This is a genomic window from Ensifer sesbaniae, from assembly GCF_013283665.1.
GTDB lineage: Bacteria > Pseudomonadota > Alphaproteobacteria > Rhizobiales > Rhizobiaceae > Ensifer > Ensifer sesbaniae.
This window is the reverse complement of the sequence record NZ_JABEKU010000004.1, coordinates 1-15,437: the sequence shown is the minus strand read 5'-3', so window position 1 is coordinate 15,437 and position 15,437 is coordinate 1. Positions and strand designations below refer to the sequence as shown.

At 56.6% G+C, this 15,437-nt stretch carries 11 protein-coding genes and 6 pseudogenes; 10 read left to right on the top strand and 7 right to left on the bottom strand.

What is annotated here, in order from left to right:
• Window positions 1–292: 292 nt before the first annotated feature.
• Window positions 293–1,465: pseudogene (locus BHMPCIPO_RS31150) on the bottom strand (IS5-like element ISRsp18 family transposase); the annotation flags it as partial.
• 584 nt (window positions 1,466–2,049) lie between these two features.
• Here BHMPCIPO_RS31150 and BHMPCIPO_RS31145 point away from each other — a divergent pair.
• The 3 genes from BHMPCIPO_RS31145 to fcl all read left to right on the top strand — a co-directional run bounded on the left by BHMPCIPO_RS31145 (window position 2,050) and on the right by fcl (window position 5,310).
• A complete protein-coding gene (locus tag BHMPCIPO_RS31145; RefSeq protein ID WP_210266761.1) occupies window positions 2,050–3,030 on the top strand; it encodes a nodulation protein NodZ in 981 nt (326 codons plus the stop codon).
• A 265-nt stretch (window positions 3,031–3,295) separates the two neighbouring features.
• Window positions 3,296–4,378, top strand: a complete 1,083-nt coding sequence (gene gmd / locus BHMPCIPO_RS31140; protein ID WP_173520682.1) for a GDP-mannose 4,6-dehydratase — start codon at window positions 3,296–3,298, stop codon at window positions 4,376–4,378.
• Complete coding sequence (fcl, locus tag BHMPCIPO_RS31135) at window positions 4,366–5,310, top strand: GDP-L-fucose synthase (RefSeq protein WP_173520828.1); 945 nt, start codon at window positions 4,366–4,368, stop codon at window positions 5,308–5,310. The genes gmd and fcl overlap by 13 nt, the downstream gene beginning before the upstream one ends.
• A 645-nt stretch (window positions 5,311–5,955) precedes the next feature.
• Here the strand turns inward: fcl and BHMPCIPO_RS31130 are convergent.
• Window positions 5,956–6,252, bottom strand: coding sequence for a hypothetical protein (locus BHMPCIPO_RS31130; protein WP_173520681.1), 297 nt, complete (start codon window positions 6,250–6,252; stop codon window positions 5,956–5,958).
• Window positions 6,252–6,906 (bottom strand): annotated as a pseudogene (tnpC, locus tag BHMPCIPO_RS31125) (IS66 family transposase); the annotation flags it as partial. The gene BHMPCIPO_RS31130 and the pseudogene tnpC, both read right to left, overlap by 1 nt.
• Window positions 6,907–7,041: 135 nt before the next feature.
• Between tnpC and BHMPCIPO_RS33315 the strand changes: the two are divergent.
• The 6 genes and pseudogenes from BHMPCIPO_RS33315 to BHMPCIPO_RS33295 all read left to right on the top strand — a co-directional run bounded on the left by BHMPCIPO_RS33315 (window position 7,042) and on the right by BHMPCIPO_RS33295 (window position 10,069).
• Window positions 7,042–7,425, top strand: a complete 384-nt coding sequence (locus BHMPCIPO_RS33315) for a hypothetical protein (RefSeq protein ID WP_246304770.1) — start codon at window positions 7,042–7,044, stop codon at window positions 7,423–7,425.
• Between the two features lie 11 nt (window positions 7,426–7,436).
• A pseudogene (locus tag BHMPCIPO_RS33310) lies at window positions 7,437–7,568 on the top strand (tyrosine-type recombinase/integrase); the annotation flags it as partial.
• Between the two features lie 159 nt (window positions 7,569–7,727).
• Window positions 7,728–8,264: a tyrosine-type recombinase/integrase gene (locus tag BHMPCIPO_RS33305; RefSeq protein WP_246304789.1), complete on the top strand. Its 537-nt coding sequence runs from the start codon at window positions 7,728–7,730 to the stop codon at window positions 8,262–8,264.
• An 18-nt stretch (window positions 8,265–8,282) separates the two neighbouring features.
• Complete coding sequence (locus BHMPCIPO_RS31115) at window positions 8,283–9,194, top strand: tyrosine-type recombinase/integrase (protein WP_210266756.1); 912 nt, start codon at window positions 8,283–8,285, stop codon at window positions 9,192–9,194.
• A pseudogene (locus BHMPCIPO_RS33300) lies at window positions 9,166–9,411 on the top strand (site-specific integrase); the annotation flags it as partial. The gene BHMPCIPO_RS31115 and the pseudogene BHMPCIPO_RS33300, both read left to right, overlap by 29 nt.
• 364 nt (window positions 9,412–9,775) lie before the next feature.
• Window positions 9,776–10,069 carry a tyrosine-type recombinase/integrase gene (locus BHMPCIPO_RS33295; protein WP_312033083.1) on the top strand — a complete coding sequence of 98 codons (294 nt, stop codon included), beginning with the start codon at window positions 9,776–9,778 and terminating at the stop codon, window positions 10,067–10,069.
• Window positions 10,070–10,155: 86 nt separating this feature from the next.
• Here the strand turns inward: BHMPCIPO_RS33295 and BHMPCIPO_RS31105 are convergent.
• The 3 genes and pseudogenes from BHMPCIPO_RS31105 to BHMPCIPO_RS31095 form a co-directional block, all read right to left on the bottom strand.
• Window positions 10,156–10,386, bottom strand: a pseudogene (locus tag BHMPCIPO_RS31105) (IS66 family transposase); the annotation flags it as partial.
• Between the two features lie 370 nt (window positions 10,387–10,756).
• Window positions 10,757–11,260 carry a flavin reductase family protein gene (locus tag BHMPCIPO_RS31100; protein WP_246304788.1) on the bottom strand — a complete coding sequence of 168 codons (504 nt, stop codon included), beginning with the start codon at window positions 11,258–11,260 and terminating at the stop codon, window positions 10,757–10,759.
• Window positions 11,261–12,128: 868 nt separating this feature from the next.
• Window positions 12,129–13,142: a LysR family transcriptional regulator gene (locus BHMPCIPO_RS31095; protein ID WP_173520680.1), complete on the bottom strand. Its 1,014-nt coding sequence runs from the start codon at window positions 13,140–13,142 to the stop codon at window positions 12,129–12,131.
• A gap of 1,142 nt (window positions 13,143–14,284) precedes the next feature.
• On the opposite strand from BHMPCIPO_RS31095, the gene BHMPCIPO_RS31090 reads away from it, so the two are divergent.
• Window positions 14,285–15,235 carry a LysR family transcriptional regulator gene (locus BHMPCIPO_RS31090; protein ID WP_173520679.1) on the top strand — a complete coding sequence of 317 codons (951 nt, stop codon included), beginning with the start codon at window positions 14,285–14,287 and terminating at the stop codon, window positions 15,233–15,235.
• Window positions 15,236–15,301: 66 nt separating this feature from the next.
• Here BHMPCIPO_RS31090 and BHMPCIPO_RS31085 read toward each other — a convergent pair.
• Window positions 15,302–15,437, bottom strand: a pseudogene (locus BHMPCIPO_RS31085) (IS630 family transposase); the annotation flags it as partial.

The following is a 15,437-nucleotide window of genomic DNA, read 5'->3' as shown; positions in this document are numbered from 1 at the left end:
GGTGGCGGTGTCCCGATGGACACCATGGCGTTATTTGCCGTCTTGAGAATGGGCCCGCCGCCTCGGAGCCTTGCTGCTGAAGCCAATGACTGCTTCATGGTCCGGGTCTTTTGCAGACCCACCGAATACAAGGTTGCGGCGTAATGCGATGTGCCCAAAGGCAGGCTCCCCTCGAATTTGATGCTCGCGGACCAATGCACAAGGCAGTGACCAACCGTTTCTGTGATGGCTATCCTGACCACTTTGCCGCGAAATCAGTGCCAACGGCTCCTTGACAACGAAATCCCCATACAAGGTGTCCAATGACGGGTTCGACCGCCGATCGTAGTCGCATCTGGCGCTTGATGGCGGGCGTGAGGCGGCGCTTCTGGCCGCGGGTGAAGACCCTCAGCTTGTGACTTTCGGGAGCATTGTGACCGCGGTATCCAGCATCGGCCAGAATGCGGGAGAGCTCGTTGCCGATCATCTTTTCCATATCCGGAATGACGGTCGCGAGCGTGTGGCCGTCGTAAGGATTGCCGGGCAGCGCCGTGGCGTGCAGGGCGAACTGCCCGCCCTTTGAACGGTTCAGTGTTGTGGCCACGGACACCTTCACGCCGAACTCATAGGGCTTGTGCGCCTTGCCTTTACCAATGCACTCGACCTCGTCAGCATGCAGGCTGTAGATCTTGCGGCCACGCTGACGTTGCCGCTGCGCGATGACCGTTTTTGCCTGATAGAGCGACCATTTGAAGATCGCGTCGAGTTGTTCGTCGCCGGCGATCTGACGCTCGATGTCGCGAACGGTGCGGCCGAGATAGGTCTTTAACTTGCGCAGCGCTTTGCCGGCCCGTTTGAATTGCTTCGCATGCGCGTAGCGCTGATGCTGGATTAGGGCGAATTTACCGACCCGAATATAGGTCTGGCGCAGATCGAGCCCCATTTTCTTCGCCAGCCGCACCAGCCGTTCGCGCGCCCGGTGAATAAGCTTGGCATCCGTCGGGAACATGACGTTCTTCGGTTGAACGGTCGTGTCCACGATCACCTGCCGCGTATCCTGCGGCTTCATCGCGCCTGTCTTGATTGCCACCGCCAGGCTCTCCTGCAAGAGCGCGCCGATCCGCGCCTCGCCCATGCGCTGCCGCCAGCGTGTCATCGAGGAGCGGTCGAACGATAGTTCGTGCCGAAAGAACTCCTCGCCGCACAGGTACTGAAAATAGGGGTTCTCCACCCAACGCTCGCACAGTGCCTCGTCCGACAGGTTGAACGTGTGCTTCAGAATGGCCAGCCCGGCCATCAGCCGCGTCGGCAATGGCGGCATGCCCGCTCCGTCCGAATACACCGTCCCGAAGCGGGCTTCCAACACAGGCCAGTCAATAGCCTGTGCCAGACGCACCAGTTCGTGCTCCATATTGATGATCTGGTCGAGCCGGGATCGGAATAAATCCTGTTCACCCGTTTGGCGCCGTTCGCGTGGTTTACCCATTCCTGGCTCTCCGATTCACCGCGATAAACCCAATGAATCACGCTTCGCCAACCACGCAAACCTCAAACTGATATTGCAAGGAAACAGCTTGTTCGGCGGCTGTTTCCTGCAATTAGAAGATCTGCAGACCCCTCGATTCCTACGTCAAATCAGCGGCTTCCGAGTTCTTCACGGCCGACTTGTTATCTGTGGTCTCAGTACGCAGCTCATGATGTATCGTTGAACTCGGCGACTGGTGGGCCTTTGCTCTTGCCGGACTATTGGCGGACGGATCGTGAAGCGCAAGCGAGGTTCTCCTTGGGGCTGCAATTGCATCGATCTTATGGATGTGTGCTATCCAAACAATAAATTTTACCGTTGCCACTGGCCACATTAGAAAGCGCTGAATTTGAGTGGAGGCGAGTGCATCAGGCAAATGCAAGCGACGCGAAAAAATAGTGAGCCTTCAAGAGGAAACATCAATTTCTCACGGTGCTGCAGGGTCCGCCACCACACTGGCCGGCGCAGTGGTCGAACAATTATGGACCGAGCGCCCGCGCCAGATCCAACTCGCCTCCTTGCATTCCGAAACGGGGCCGCCGCGAATGCTTGACGATCAATTGATCGAGAATCGGTTCGTTGTCTCTCGGAGGCGTACCGGTTTTGGTGACTGTCTGTGGTCGTTGGCGGCCGCTTGGCAGTACGCGCAGCGCACGGGGCGAATGCTCGCCGTTGACTGGCGTGGATCGTGCTATCTCGATCAACCCTTCGCGAACGCATTTCCGGTGTTCTTCGAACCGATCAAAGACATCGCTGGCGTGTCGGTTATTTGCGACGACCAGATCAACCAATTCTCATTCCCGGGGCCATTCTTCCCGGACTGGTGGAATAAGCCGTCAATCGATTGCCTTTACCGACCAGATGAGCAGGTTTTCCGAGAACGCGATGAACTAAGCCAGCTTTTTCAGGCCCAAGGTGATGTGGGCGCTAAAACTGTGGTGTGCGACGCGTGCTTAATGTGGCGTTGCGATGAGGGGGCCGAACGGCAGATTTTTCGGAGTGTCAAGCCTCGGTCTGAGATTCAAAGCCGCATAGAGACCATCTATCAGGAGAGCTTTGCGGGACACAGTGTCATTGGCGTTCATGTTCGGCATGGCAACGGCGAAGACATTATGGACCATGCACCCTATTGGGCCGATCCGGAGCTGGCGATGCGCCAAGTTTGCACTGCCATTGATAAGGCAAAAACGTTAGGCCACCCAAAGCCTGTGCGGATATTCTTGTCTACGGATAGCGCGCAGGTGGTGGCCTACTTGTCGGGCATGTTCGCCGATCTTATCACCGTCCCTAAGCGTTTCCGATCGCATCAGACTGGCCCATTGCACACTCCAGAGCTTGGGGTTGACGGCGGAATTTCGGCTATCCTTGAGATGTATCTACTAGGGCGATGCGACATCGTAATTCGCTTCCCGCCCACGAGCGCCTTTACACGCTATGCTCGCCTTTTTGTACCACGGGTAATTGAGTTCGATGTGAATGATCCGAGTCGGTTAATCTTGATTGAAGGAGTGTCAAAGGGTCTCTGATCTTTCATGGGGCCTGTTGCCTCACCGTTCGCACGTCCAGCATATCGAGATATTCGTCCGCTTCCAGGTGGTGCAGCTCAAGCAGGTGCTCCGGGACATTCCGCTCCTCGCCGTCTAAGGCATCCGGGATTAACGGGATCAGCAGCCCTCTCCTATGAAGAAGCCAGGCCGGCGCGCGCGTTCTGTGCTTTCCCCGAAGCGCGATTAGTCTCTCTAGGAACAGCGAACGCCTCCGGCTCCTAGGTAATCATCGGAGATTTCAAAAGTGGCGACCAAGAAAGTAGCTTTGATATCGGGTGTAACCGGCCAGGACGGGGCTTATCTGGCCGAACTGCTGCTGGACAAAGGCTATATAGTTCATGGCATAAAACGACGTTCATCATCATTCAATAGTCAACGAATAGAGCGAATCTACCAAGATCCCCACGATCCTGAAGCGAGATTTTTTCTCCACTATGGAGACATGACAGATTCGACCAATTTGTTACGTATTGTTCAGCAAACTCAGCCGGATGAAATTTACAACCTTGCGGCGCAAAGCCATGTTCAGGTGAGTTTCGAAACGCCCGAATATACCGCGAACGCTGATGCGATCGGTACACTGCGCATGCTGGAAGCTATTCGAATTCTTGGCCTGACCAATCGGACGCGCTTTTATCAGGCATCAACGTCCGAGTTATACGGTTTAGCTCAAGAAGTCCCGCAAAATGAGAAGACGCCGTTCTACCCGCGTTCACCTTACGCTGCCGCCAAGCTCTACGCGTACTGGACTGTCGTGAACTATAGAGAGGCGTACGGCATGCACGCTTCCAACGGTATTCTTTTCAATCACGAAAGTCCGCTTCGAGGTGAGACATTCGTGACCCGCAAGATTACCCGGGCCGCGGTAGCAATCAGTCTCGGTAAGCAGAACACGCTTTATCTTGGAAATCTCAATGCTCAACGTGATTGGGGTCATGCCCGTGAGTATGTGCGGGGCATGTGGATGATGTGCCAGCAGGACAGGCCCGATGATTATGTTCTCGCCACCGGCGTGACAACATCAGTTCGCACGTTTGTAGAATGGGCATTCGAGGAAGTCGGCAGAAAGATTGAATGGGTCGGAGAAGGCAGCGAAGAACGCGGCATCGATGCCGCCACAGGCAAGTGCATCGTGACGGTAGATCCGCGTTATTTCCGGCCTACGGAAGTAGATTTGCTTTTAGGCGATGCCAGCAAGGCGGAGCAAGTCTTGGGTTGGAGGCACGAGACGAGTGTGAGGGAGCTTGCCCGCGAAATGGTTAGGGAAGATCTGAAGGTCATGAGGGGTTCGCCACAGGAAGAGGCATGGGGACAATGTATTCGCTAAGCGGAAAGCGAGTTTGGGTCGCAGGACATAGGGGAATGGTCGGCAGCGCTATCACCCGGTCTCTTGCCTCGGAGGATTGCGAAATTATCGTAGCCGACAGGCAAAAGCTTGATCTGACGCGGCAAGAAGATGTTCAGCAATTTCTGCTAAAGGAAAAACCGCATGCGGTCGTAATGGCCGCGGCCAAGGTTGGCGGTATACTGGCAAATGACACGATGCCCGCCGATTTCATCTATCAGAACCTGGTGATGGAGGCCAACGTGATCGAAGCCTCGTTTCGAAATGGCGTTGAGAAGCTTCTATTTCTTGGATCGAGTTGCATTTATCCGAAGTACGCTTCACAACCCATCAGAGAAGAGGCGCTACTGACTGGTTCGCTTGAACCGACCAACGAGTGGTACGCAGTTGCAAAGATTGCCGGCGTTAAGTTGTGCCAGGCCTACCGGAAGCAACACCGCGCGGACTTTATCTCGGTCATGCCGACGAACCTCTATGGTCCTCGCGATAACTTCGATCTGGTGACCAGCCACGTCGTGCCCGCGCTGATACGCAAAGCACATGACGCAAAGATCAGAAATCTTGATCGGCTGCGTATATGGGGCAGCGGAACGCCTCGTCGGGAGTTCTTGTACAGTGAAGACTGCGCCGATGCAGTGGTCTTTCTTCTTAAGCATTACTCCGAAGCGGAACACATTAACATTGGCTTCGGCAGCGACATAACCATTATCGAGCTTGCTCGCCTCGTCTGCGACGTTGTTGGCTTTAAAGGGGATATAGAACTCGATACATCCAAGCCGGATGGAACACCACGAAAACTCTTGTCCAGCGAAAAACTACTGTCGATGGGGTGGCGCCCGAAAACCTCCATCGAAGTTGGGCTGACTAAATCCTACGAGTGGTTTATCAGCAATGTGGTCGACAACCCGCGGTAACCGAGCCGAATTCACTTCCTTCCAGGACCGCGACGTGCACCATTCGAGTTCACGCCCGCATACCATAACCAAGAATTCTGGACCATCGCGGCGTAGCCCCCGAGCCCACGATTGGGATGGCAAGCGTCGCTAAGTGTTTAATGACGTCGTTTGCGACGTGTCTTGGGCTAGGTTTGCCATGCGTGTGCGGATATCTTAGGCAGGAACGGCGGCATCGATGGGATGATGTGCAGATTCCGAGGCAAGCCGCCCCGCATTCCGAAATCATTCCGCCTCCCAATTCCGAGAATTAGTCGCCTCCTGATTCCGAGATGATGCCACTCCCTGACCGGGGTCGTTTGTCGGGGTGTCCTGCTGTCGGCCTGGGCCTGAGCGCGTGGGACTTTTCGTCTGACCGGTAAGACCATAGGGAACCCGCGCTCTTCCCTCCCCCCGCGGAGCGCTTTCTTTCGGCACCCGTCGGCTGATTGAGCAACAGGCGAACAGGGCGACCGATTTTCGTGTATCCAAAGCGCAGATGAATGTCATTCGGCTAATCGATTTGTAAAACAGCCGAACGCAGCATCAACTAACGATCCGATTGACCGCATTTACTGCATTGGTAGCCGCAGCTTGGAGTTTACAGACATGGTAACCGGCCGATTGCTACCGCGGAGATTTTGCCTTGACGTGAGCGATGAGTTCTTCGTCGCCGACAAAGCTGTCGAGGGATTCTTTCCAGGCTTCGGGCGAACGGCGCGCAGTTGAGAGCATCTGGTTAAGCTCATCGATGCCATCGTCGGTCAGTGTGGTCATTGCCTCATCGTCACCGGTTACGACGCTGATGATATTTCCATAGGTCAGATTGTCGGAGTTTCTGACGATCGCCTGAAGGAGTTCCAGGTCTTCGCCAAGCATTTCGACGACATGGTTAATTGTGAAGACATAGGTGATCGTTGCCATCAGGCTGCCTCGGCGCAGATGGTGGCGACAGGCGACCAATTCCAGGGAAGCAGTTCGTCGAGGCGATTGATCTTGTGAACGTGGATGCGGTCGAGCAAATCGGCCAGATAGGCCTGCGGATGGAGGCCATTCATCTTGGCCGTTTCGATGATCGTCATGGCACGCGCCAGGGTCTCCGCGCCGGTGTCTGCGCCGGCAAATAACGAATTTTTCTTTCCAATTCCGATTGGACGCAGGGCCCGCTCAGCGGCATTGTCGTCCATAGCAACACGGACCATCTTCCAGGAACAGACAGAACGAGTGCCAACGGCTAAGGCCGTAACGGAAAGCTGACGCAAGATCGCCGTTGCCCGGAATGCGGGTCAATTGGGCTTCGGCCCATATGCGGAATGCGTCCACCCTTGACTTGCTGTGCTTCTGACGCGCGGCGAAGCGGATATCGGCAGGCTGACCGGCAATGTCTCGCTCGATGTCGTAAAGCGCGCCGATACGATCGAGAGCCTCGCGTGCGATCTCGGATTTGTTCGAGGTCCAGATATCGTGGAAGTCGCGCCGCCAATGCGCCCAGCAGGCCGCTTCCCGAAAGCGGCGCGCCCCACCAGCTCCAGGTTCATAGAGCTTTCCGTAACCACCAATATGTTCGGCAGAACATATTGGCGGCTATGTTGCGGCCGTCCATATGTGGCCCTGCTGACCTATACCCTTTGTCAACTGAGTATTTGGGCCCGATTTGACGCAACATAAATCGCAAGTTTGGCTGCCGGACCTTTTCTCGTTTGGAGGTTCGACATGGATCACCCTTCCTTTTCCGACCAAGCCGCTGATGCGTTATTTACCGAAGTGCCATTTGCTGACGAGCGGAACCGCTATTTGGATCACTGCGCCACACTCGGAGCGAGACCCGAAGTTCTCAGGGTCAAACGCAACGAACTCCTGTGGATCGCGCGACATCTCGGTCCAGAGGCCGCGGCCGGCGTCGGCATGGCGGAGTTGTTGCCGATCGCGCAGGCTCGGCAGAATGTTCACGGCGCGGCTACCGCTGCACGTCGGGTCGTCGATATCGGGCGCCCCTGGCTGAAGTTCCTTGGCTGGTGGCGTGAGCCCACTGTCATATTGTCGTACCAGGCGCAACTCGACCGGTATGTTGGCTGGATGCGTGAGAACGCGGATTGACACCGTCGACGGTGGAACAATGGGGGCGCATAGCCGGCAGATTCTTGCTGTGGTGCGAACAGTCGAACCACCGGCTCAAGGATTTGAAGGCAGAAGACATCGACAACTATATAGCGACCCAATGGGCCGGACGCTGGGGTCGTGTCTCGATTGCATACATCGTCTCAGCCTTGCGCGGATTTCTTCGATATGCGGCAAAAGAGGCTTGGTGCTCAGACCGCCTGGCGTCGTCAATATCGCGGCCTCGGCTCTATCGGCAAGAATCTCTGCCATATGCCCCAGACTGGTCGGACGTCCAAAAGATGTTGGCTGATGTCGATACCGACCGGCCCCGCGACATCCGAGACCGCGCAATCCTAATGTTGCTGGCGGTATATGGTATGCGGCGCGGCGAAGTAGCCGCGCTGCGGCTCGACCAAATCGACTGGGCGGGGCGAACGCTTCGGCTTTTCCGCTTAAAGCGCCGACAAGCCCAGATCTATCCGCTGGTGCCCTCCGTTGCGGAAGCATTGGCACGCTACGTGGACAGAGTCCGCCCGCCGTCGTCGTGCCGAGAAGTTTTCCTCCGGATGCAGGCGCCTCGACATCCCTTAGGGGCCTCCAGCATTTATAGCGTCGCCAATCGGCGATTTGTTGCGCTCGGTATTCAAGCGGCGCATCGCGGCGGGCACGCGTTGCGCCATGCCTGCGCAGTTCGCTTGCTCGCCGAGGGGCTGACCATCAAGGAGATCGGCGACCATCTTGGACACCGCAGCGCCTCGGCAACAAGTGTCTACGCAAAGGTGAACATGGCAGCTCTTCGCGAAGTCGGCGCCTTCGATTTGGGAGATGTCCTATGAAGCTGATCGACCTCATCGATGCCTACCTGGCCCGGCAACGATCACTGGGCATGCGCTTCGAGTCTGCCGGACGCTTGCTCCATCACTTCGGGCGAGCAGTCGGCGATCGAGGTAACCCCAGAATCGGTCATTGATTTCCTCAATGGAGACAAGGGGCCGACGGCGACGTGGGCACTCAAACACAGGGTGCTGAGTGGCCTGTTTAGGTTCGCAATAAGCCGTGGATATGTAGATCGCTCGCCTCTGCCGACAGTTCTGCCGAACCTGCCGCCGCAGCAAACGCCGTACGTATATTCGACCGAGGAATTGCGCCGACTACTGGAGGCAACCTCGACTTTGCGAACGGGCTACAGCCAGCATGTGCCCGCGATGTACCGTACGATGATCTTGCTCCTCTATGGAACCGGCATGCGAATCGGCGAGGCCTTACGCTTGACCTTGCAGGATGTCGACCTCGTCGAAGAGGTCATCACCATCCACTGCAGCAAATTCTTCAAGACCCGTCTGGTTTCAATTGGACCGAAGCTGTCTGGAGAGCTGGCCGCGCATCTAGAACGTCGTGGCTTGCTACCAATGCCGCAGGGGAGAGCGGCGCCGCTGTTCGCGTCGCGCGGCATTCGAGGATGGACTTATCAGAGTGTAGTCACCATGTTCCAACATGTCCGCCGCGCCGCCGGTATCGAACGCCCGATCGGCGAACCGCGTCCACCACGCATCCATGATCTTCGCCACACAGCGGCCGTCCACCGTGTCGTCGTATGGTATCATTCCGGCCAGGAAGTCCAACGATTGCTCCCGCAACTCGCAACCTTCCTTGGTCACATCGACATCCGATCGACGCAACGCTATCTGCAAATGACGCCGGAACTCCTGGAGGCGGCCAGCCAACGCTTCGCCCAGTATGCGATGGAGGGCAGCCATGAAGAATGAGATGCTCCTCGGACCATGGGTGCGGCGGTTCCTCCTCGAACACCTGGTGGCGGAACGGAACCTGTCCCGAAACACTCAGGCCAGCTACCGCGATACCCTGATGCTCCTGCTTCCGTTCGCCAGCGATCACGCGGCGCGCGCCATCGATCGAATGTCGGTTGAAAATCTGACACCGTCAATCATCCGTCAGTTCCTTGATCACCTGGAACGCGATCGAAAGTGCAGCGGGGTCACTCGAAACCAGAGGCTGGCGACCATACGCTCATTGGCAAGGTTCATTGGCATGCACTCTCCGGTCCACATCGCGTGGTCCGGAGAAGTACGAGCGATACCGTTCAAGAAGACCGCCAAGGCCATGATCGGATATCTTGAGAAGCCGGAGATGGACGCGCTCTTGGCACAACCGGACCGTCGTACGCCTCTCGGCAATCGCGATTACGCTTTGCTTCTGTTCTTGTACAACAGCGGGGCCCGTGCCGATGAAGCGGCGCAGTTGATCGTCGACAATTTGCAGCTGGGCCGATCCGGTCTTTCTAAATCGGGTCTACTCGCCATTGACGCGGTTCGGGATCCACAGACTCGTGACCCACTATGCCGAGCTGGCGAGCAAAATAGTGCCGTCGATCGAGACGAAGCGCGTAAGTCCTCACACGATCCGACATACAACCGCAGTCCACCTGCTGCGCGCTGGCGTCGACATCAACACAATCCGTGCTTGGCTTGGCCATGTGTCTCTCGACACGACGCATATTTACGCTGAAGTCGATATGGAAATGAAGGCGAAGGCGCTTGCTCGGGTCGACATCTCTGACCAACAAGCCACTGTCCCTCAGCGCTCGCTGCCATCCCTGATGGCTTTCCTGAAGGCTCTGTAGCGGTCGCAGATTTGAAATTTATGTTGCGGTTCAGGCCGGGGAAACGAACCTTTCTCCGACCACCGTTACATATGGACGGCCGCAACATAGCCCTTGTAGCCATCCGCTTGAAGGATACTGCTTGCCTGCCTGAGATGATGAAGGACGTGGGCTTCTTTCCAGTCCGGGGCGAAGTAGTAGATCGCACCGGGCGGGGCGGCACCCATCCAGGGTCGTTGATCTCGGACATAGGCCCAGATCCTGCCTTTCTTCACACCTTTGCCCAACCCCTTGTCTCGTAGCGAGCGATCCAACACTCGGATCGGGGTATCGTCGGCGGCGCTAATTCGGAACCGAGGCCTCACGATGCCCATGAGCTAGCTTCCTCTGGGCTGCCTCGAAGCGAGTGAATATCCTGAGCGAGTCAAGGACCTTCTTCCGCCGGAAGTGTTCACCATCCCTACATGAACCCCATTGGGACGACGTCGCAAGCAAAAACCTGCGCAAGGCGACAGTGCTACTGAAGCAGGCTGGGTTCGAGCTCAAACGCAACTGTTGGTCAACACGACCGGCACGCCACTCACCTTCGGAATCATGTTGAACAGGTGGCACTGCCCTATGCGAAGCGGATGCGAACTCGATCGGGGCAAGGACGTCGCTTGCCCAATTAGGCTCCCAAGCTTCAACGCGGTGAGCTTGGCCGCCTCGCTACTCGGCAATTGGAAAATATCGGCCGCCACGATAAACCAATGAGCCGCCGTTGCCGATGCAAATGCCGACGACGCGACCGAGCACAATTACATGGCTGTATCGTTCTATGGCTTCCTCAACCTTGCAGTCCACGGCCGCCACCGCATCCTGAAGGACAGGCGCGCCGCTGATGAGTTGGGTCCACTCAGCACCCCGATAACGTTCCGCGCCCTTCAGCCCGCCTCGACCGGCGAACTGGTTCGCCAGTATCTCGTGGGCGTGGCCCAGGATGTTCACGCAAAAATGCCCGAACCGCGCAACGGCAGGCCACGTAGAGGAGGAGCGATTGAGGGAAACGAGCATGCATGGCGGCTCGATCGAGAGCGCAGTCGCGGAAGTAACAGTTGCTCCTGTGCGCTCTTCACCCTCCCCTGCGGTGATGACGCTGACGCCACCGCCCATTCTGCGCAAAGCACATTTCAGGGCGTCGGAGCCCCTCGGGTCTGCACCATCGCTGATCATTATGTCGGTGTGCACGGGTGGCTGATCCGGCATGTCCATCATTCCTTTGTCTAGGAAGTAACGATTAATTGTGGCTGTACAGGCCGCGTTCGCACTAATGGTCGGCTGCCCAGTGCCCTCGTCGAGTCGCCACATCCACCGGGGTAAAACGAAACAGCGTGCCCATTGATGCGATCGAAGGTGCTGTCGCAGGTTTATGCAACATGCGGCCAGACGCGAGAAATCGCTTTTTTGCATGGCAACCATTGGTGCTGTGAAAGGACGAAGCCATGCGCGATTGGTATTCTTCTTTCTGCTTTGCATCGTCCACCTGGATCGTCTCTCGGGAGTGGTTGGCTAAATTGCATTCCAGTCGTAAGGTGGTTTAGGCATTCGGCGACCTTGCCAGGTTGCGGGTAGGCAACGCGGAGTAAATTAATCGGTGGTTCGGCGGTTAGCGGCCATGCTTTCCGGCACTCTATATCGAGCGGTGGCTGAAGGCTCCGGCGTCGATGGCAGATGGAAGCTTGGTTGCGAGGATCATCTCGCCCATGCTGGGAAACCTGTTCCTGCATTCCGTGTTTGACGTTTGGCTCGAAACCGGCTTTCCCGGCGTGCCGTACAGTATCCGGATGACATTATCCGCTACTGCCGCAGCGAGCGACAAGCCCTAGCTCTCCGGACGCGAACGTGCCTTCGCACGGATCGAGCGCGCTCACAGAGGAATAATTGCAACAGAGCCCCGCCGACGGCCGCAAATTCATTCACGGACGATGATTGTGGCGCTCGCCCGCAAGCTGTTAAGTGCGCTCTGGCGTCTTGCGCCACCGCCGGCGAGGTGCCCGAGGCGTCGTCCCGCGGCCGGCTTGCACCCAAATGCACGAAGCCATCATCCAGTTTCCTCCCCATTTGATTTCGTGTTTGGCGCGTTCCGGTCAGGTCGCGCTGCCGCGGCGATTTCCTGGCGGAGCCACTGATGTTCCGGGTCGCGATGGGAACGCTCGTGCCAGATCAACGCAACTTCATATGGCATCAGTTGCACGGGAGGATCGAGAACCACGAGCGGCAGCATGGTGGCGAGCTGGGTCGCGATGCGATGCGGCACGACGAGGACAAGATCGGTCGCCGCAATCACAACAGCCGCCGTCAGCACATTGGAGACCGCGATCGGATACCGGTCCGATAGCTCCAGCTTGGAAAGCACGTCATAGACCTGACCGAAGCGGTCATTGGCGTCCGACAAGATGGAGGCGTGACGCAACTCAGCGAAGCTACCTATGCTCCACTCTTGCTCTAGCACTGGGTGGTCGTGGCGTAGCAGACAGGTGAAGCGGTCCGCGTAGAGCTTACGCCGCAAGAAGCCCGGCGGTGCGGCACCGATCTGCCCGACGGCTAAATCGATCTCACCTTGCTCAAGCCGCCGCAGTGCACAGTCCAGGAGCGGGTTTGTGACGATGTCGAGATGAGGCGTGCGCTCATGCAGACGCGGCAACAGACGCGGCAGCAAAATGAGCGCTTGGTGGTCAGGGATCGCGATAGTTGCCTTCCAGCGCATGTCTCTTGGGCTTAAGCTGCGATTCACCATTTCGCGGATCGCGTTCAATACAGACGGCAGCATTTTGCCCAAGCGTTCGGCCCGAGGCGTCGGGACAAAGCCGCGCGAGCCGCGAACCAAAAGATCGTCATTGAATATGCCACGCAGTCTTGACAACGCTCGGCTCATGGCCGGTTGACTTCGGCCGATGTGTTGGGCCGCATGCGTGATATTCCGGTACTGCAATAGCGCTTCGAGCTCCACCAGCAGGTTCAGGTCGATTGATGTCAGCCTCGGCATCTGTCGTTGCTGTGCGGCGTCACTGTCAACGATGAACGGATGTGACCCCTTCCAAACGGAGTGATCCATAATTTTCTCTCCTCGGACAATGATGTTCTCACCCCACACCCTTGGCCGTTTGCGGGGGATAAAGAAAACCGTTCCTCCGCGTTTCACAATTGCGAACGGCGGGTCGGTTGGAATCACTTAGGCTATGACGAGGCGTTCAAGCGTCCGGCGCCGTATGGACATTATGCAGGCATTCCCTAACTCCAAACTTGAGTTTAGCTCAACGCGCCAAAACAGCATGTCCGAGATATGCCCGACTTATATTCGTTTCCTGGACTCAGTTTATTGGATGCCCGGATTGCCAATTATGATCCCTTTGCAACAATGCCTCTCGGCGTGATTTCCACTTTTGCCTGCGATAGTGCAAATGCCTTTCTAGTCGAATTCCCCGAGAGTGGAAAAATCGAGTTTTCGCATGGCTTTCATCCACGCCATGGATACATTCGTTTTCATGCTCTTGGTCAATGTGCTCGTACTAACTGGAGGCTCCCACCTCCGACGCTTAGGACCTGCGTCGCGCCAACGGACCTGTCCGGCCGTGTTGATGAGCCCTATGCCAGCGCTGTTTCGCTAACGCTTCTTCGCAAAGAGTTCCTCAATCATGTCCGCAGCGCATGTTGGAATTTGCAGTTTGCATGGCAACGAAACGCCGGAAAGCACTAGGATGTCCTTCCATTCATTTATCGGAGAGAGATCTCATTGATGTGTCCACGACGATGCAGCCCGGAGCCAGGCCCAACAAAGATGATGCGATTTAGCAGTGGGCGGTGGGACGCACAAATGGCGGCTGCGTGCTATGCCGGCGAGCTGACGCACCAAGACGGCCATACGCTGGACCAAGGCTGCGCGACACCAAGAGCTATTCTGAATCTTGACGCGCGGGTGCCTATTCAGCCACGCCCTTCATGGCAACTGTATCGCCGCTAAAATGATCATGACGATCAGCTGCGCTCAAATTGACGCGGCCACGTTGGGGTCGATGCGGCCATTCGCGTGAGGTGTCCTAAGACACGCCAGGTCGAGTTCTACTGAGCGCCTGATCCCTGTTTCGCGGTTTTATAGAGACCCGTGACTGGCCCTGAGCGCCGTTACCCGACGGCGTCGATTCGGCAATAGAGTTACTGTTTGGATGTCAATGATCTGCACTGTGGACACGTCAAAGCATGCGTTTTAAGGGCCTCGATCTCAATCTTCTAGTTGCGCTCGATGCTCTGATGTCACAACAAAGCGTCACCGCAGCGGCACGTAGCATTAACCTCAGTCAGCCGGCCATGAGTTCTGCTCTCGCCCGGCTACGCACCTATTTCGGTGATGAGCTGTTTACAATGCAGGGCCGCAAATTCCTCCCAACTCCGCGTGCCAAAGCCCTTGCCCCCGCAGTCCGCGATGTTCTGCTTCATATTCAGTTTTCCATCATTTCATGCGACATGTTCAATCCGGCCGTGTCGGAGCGACGTTTCAGAATCATTGTGTCCGATTTCGTGACACTTGTCTTCTTCGAAAAGGTTGTAGAGCGTGTGGTGCGGGACGCTCCAGCCGTCAGCTTTGAATTGCTGGCTCCCGACGATGAACCCAATGAGCTACTCGGGCGCGGTGAAATCGATTTCCTAATCCTTCCTGAGCAGTTCATGTCGAACGCGCATCCCCAAGCGAGACTGTTCGACGAGACACTCGTCTGCGTGGGATGCGCCACGAACAAACAACTTTCACAGCAGCTTTCCTTTGAAAAATACCTGTCGATGGGGCATGTTGTAGCGAAGTTCGGGCGTGCGCTGAAGCCCTCCATCGAAGAATGGTTATTGGTCGAGCGCGGTCTGAAGAGGCGCGTTGAGGTCGTCGCGCCCGGCTTCAGCTTGATCCCGCCGCTGCTGTCAGGGACCGAGCGTATAGCGACCATACCCTCGCGGCTCGCCTATCATTTCGCAAAGATAATTCCCTTGCGGATCGTCGAGCTCCCGCTGGCACTCCCAGCATTTACCATGGCTGTCCAGTGGCCCGTGGTTCACAACAGGGATCAGGCAAGCATATGGATGCAAGAGATTCTGCTACAGGAGGCCGGCCGCATGGCCGCCCCGACTAACGCCAACGGACGTCCTAGGCCCGGGGCCGTTTGAGAAATGTATTTCATCAGACTTGAACAGTTCTCATGGTGTGCTAGTCATCTGAATCCGAAATTCGTGTCATAAGCTGTTGTCGACCTTCTGACAGAAGCGCTTGACGGATGCGAGAATGTCGTCTGCCGATTTGGTCCAGCGATATGGCTTAGGGTTTTCGTTGTGGCGCTCGATAAAGCTTTTGATGTCGGCTTCGAGTTGA

Coding starts and splice junctions, on each gene's coding strand:
- BHMPCIPO_RS31145 (WP_210266761.1), top strand. CDS start 2,050: ATGCTTGACGATCAATTGATCGAGAATCGGTTCGTTGTCTCTCGGAGG.
- fcl (WP_173520828.1), top strand. CDS start 4,366: ATGTATTCGCTAAGCGGAAAGCGAGTTTGGGTCGCAGGACATAGGGGA.
- BHMPCIPO_RS31130 (WP_173520681.1), bottom strand. CDS start 6,252: ATGGCAACGATCACCTATGTCTTCACAATTAACCATGTCGTCGAAATG.
- BHMPCIPO_RS33315 (WP_246304770.1), top strand. CDS start 7,042: ATGGATCACCCTTCCTTTTCCGACCAAGCCGCTGATGCGTTATTTACC.
- BHMPCIPO_RS33305 (WP_246304789.1), top strand. CDS start 7,728: ATGTTGGCTGATGTCGATACCGACCGGCCCCGCGACATCCGAGACCGC.
- BHMPCIPO_RS31115 (WP_210266756.1), top strand. CDS start 8,283: ATGCCTACCTGGCCCGGCAACGATCACTGGGCATGCGCTTCGAGTCTG.
- BHMPCIPO_RS31100 (WP_246304788.1), bottom strand. CDS start 11,260: ATGATCAGCGATGGTGCAGACCCGAGGGGCTCCGACGCCCTGAAATGT.
- BHMPCIPO_RS31095 (WP_173520680.1), bottom strand. CDS start 13,142: ATGGATCACTCCGTTTGGAAGGGGTCACATCCGTTCATCGTTGACAGT.
- BHMPCIPO_RS31090 (WP_173520679.1), top strand. CDS start 14,285: ATGCGTTTTAAGGGCCTCGATCTCAATCTTCTAGTTGCGCTCGATGCT.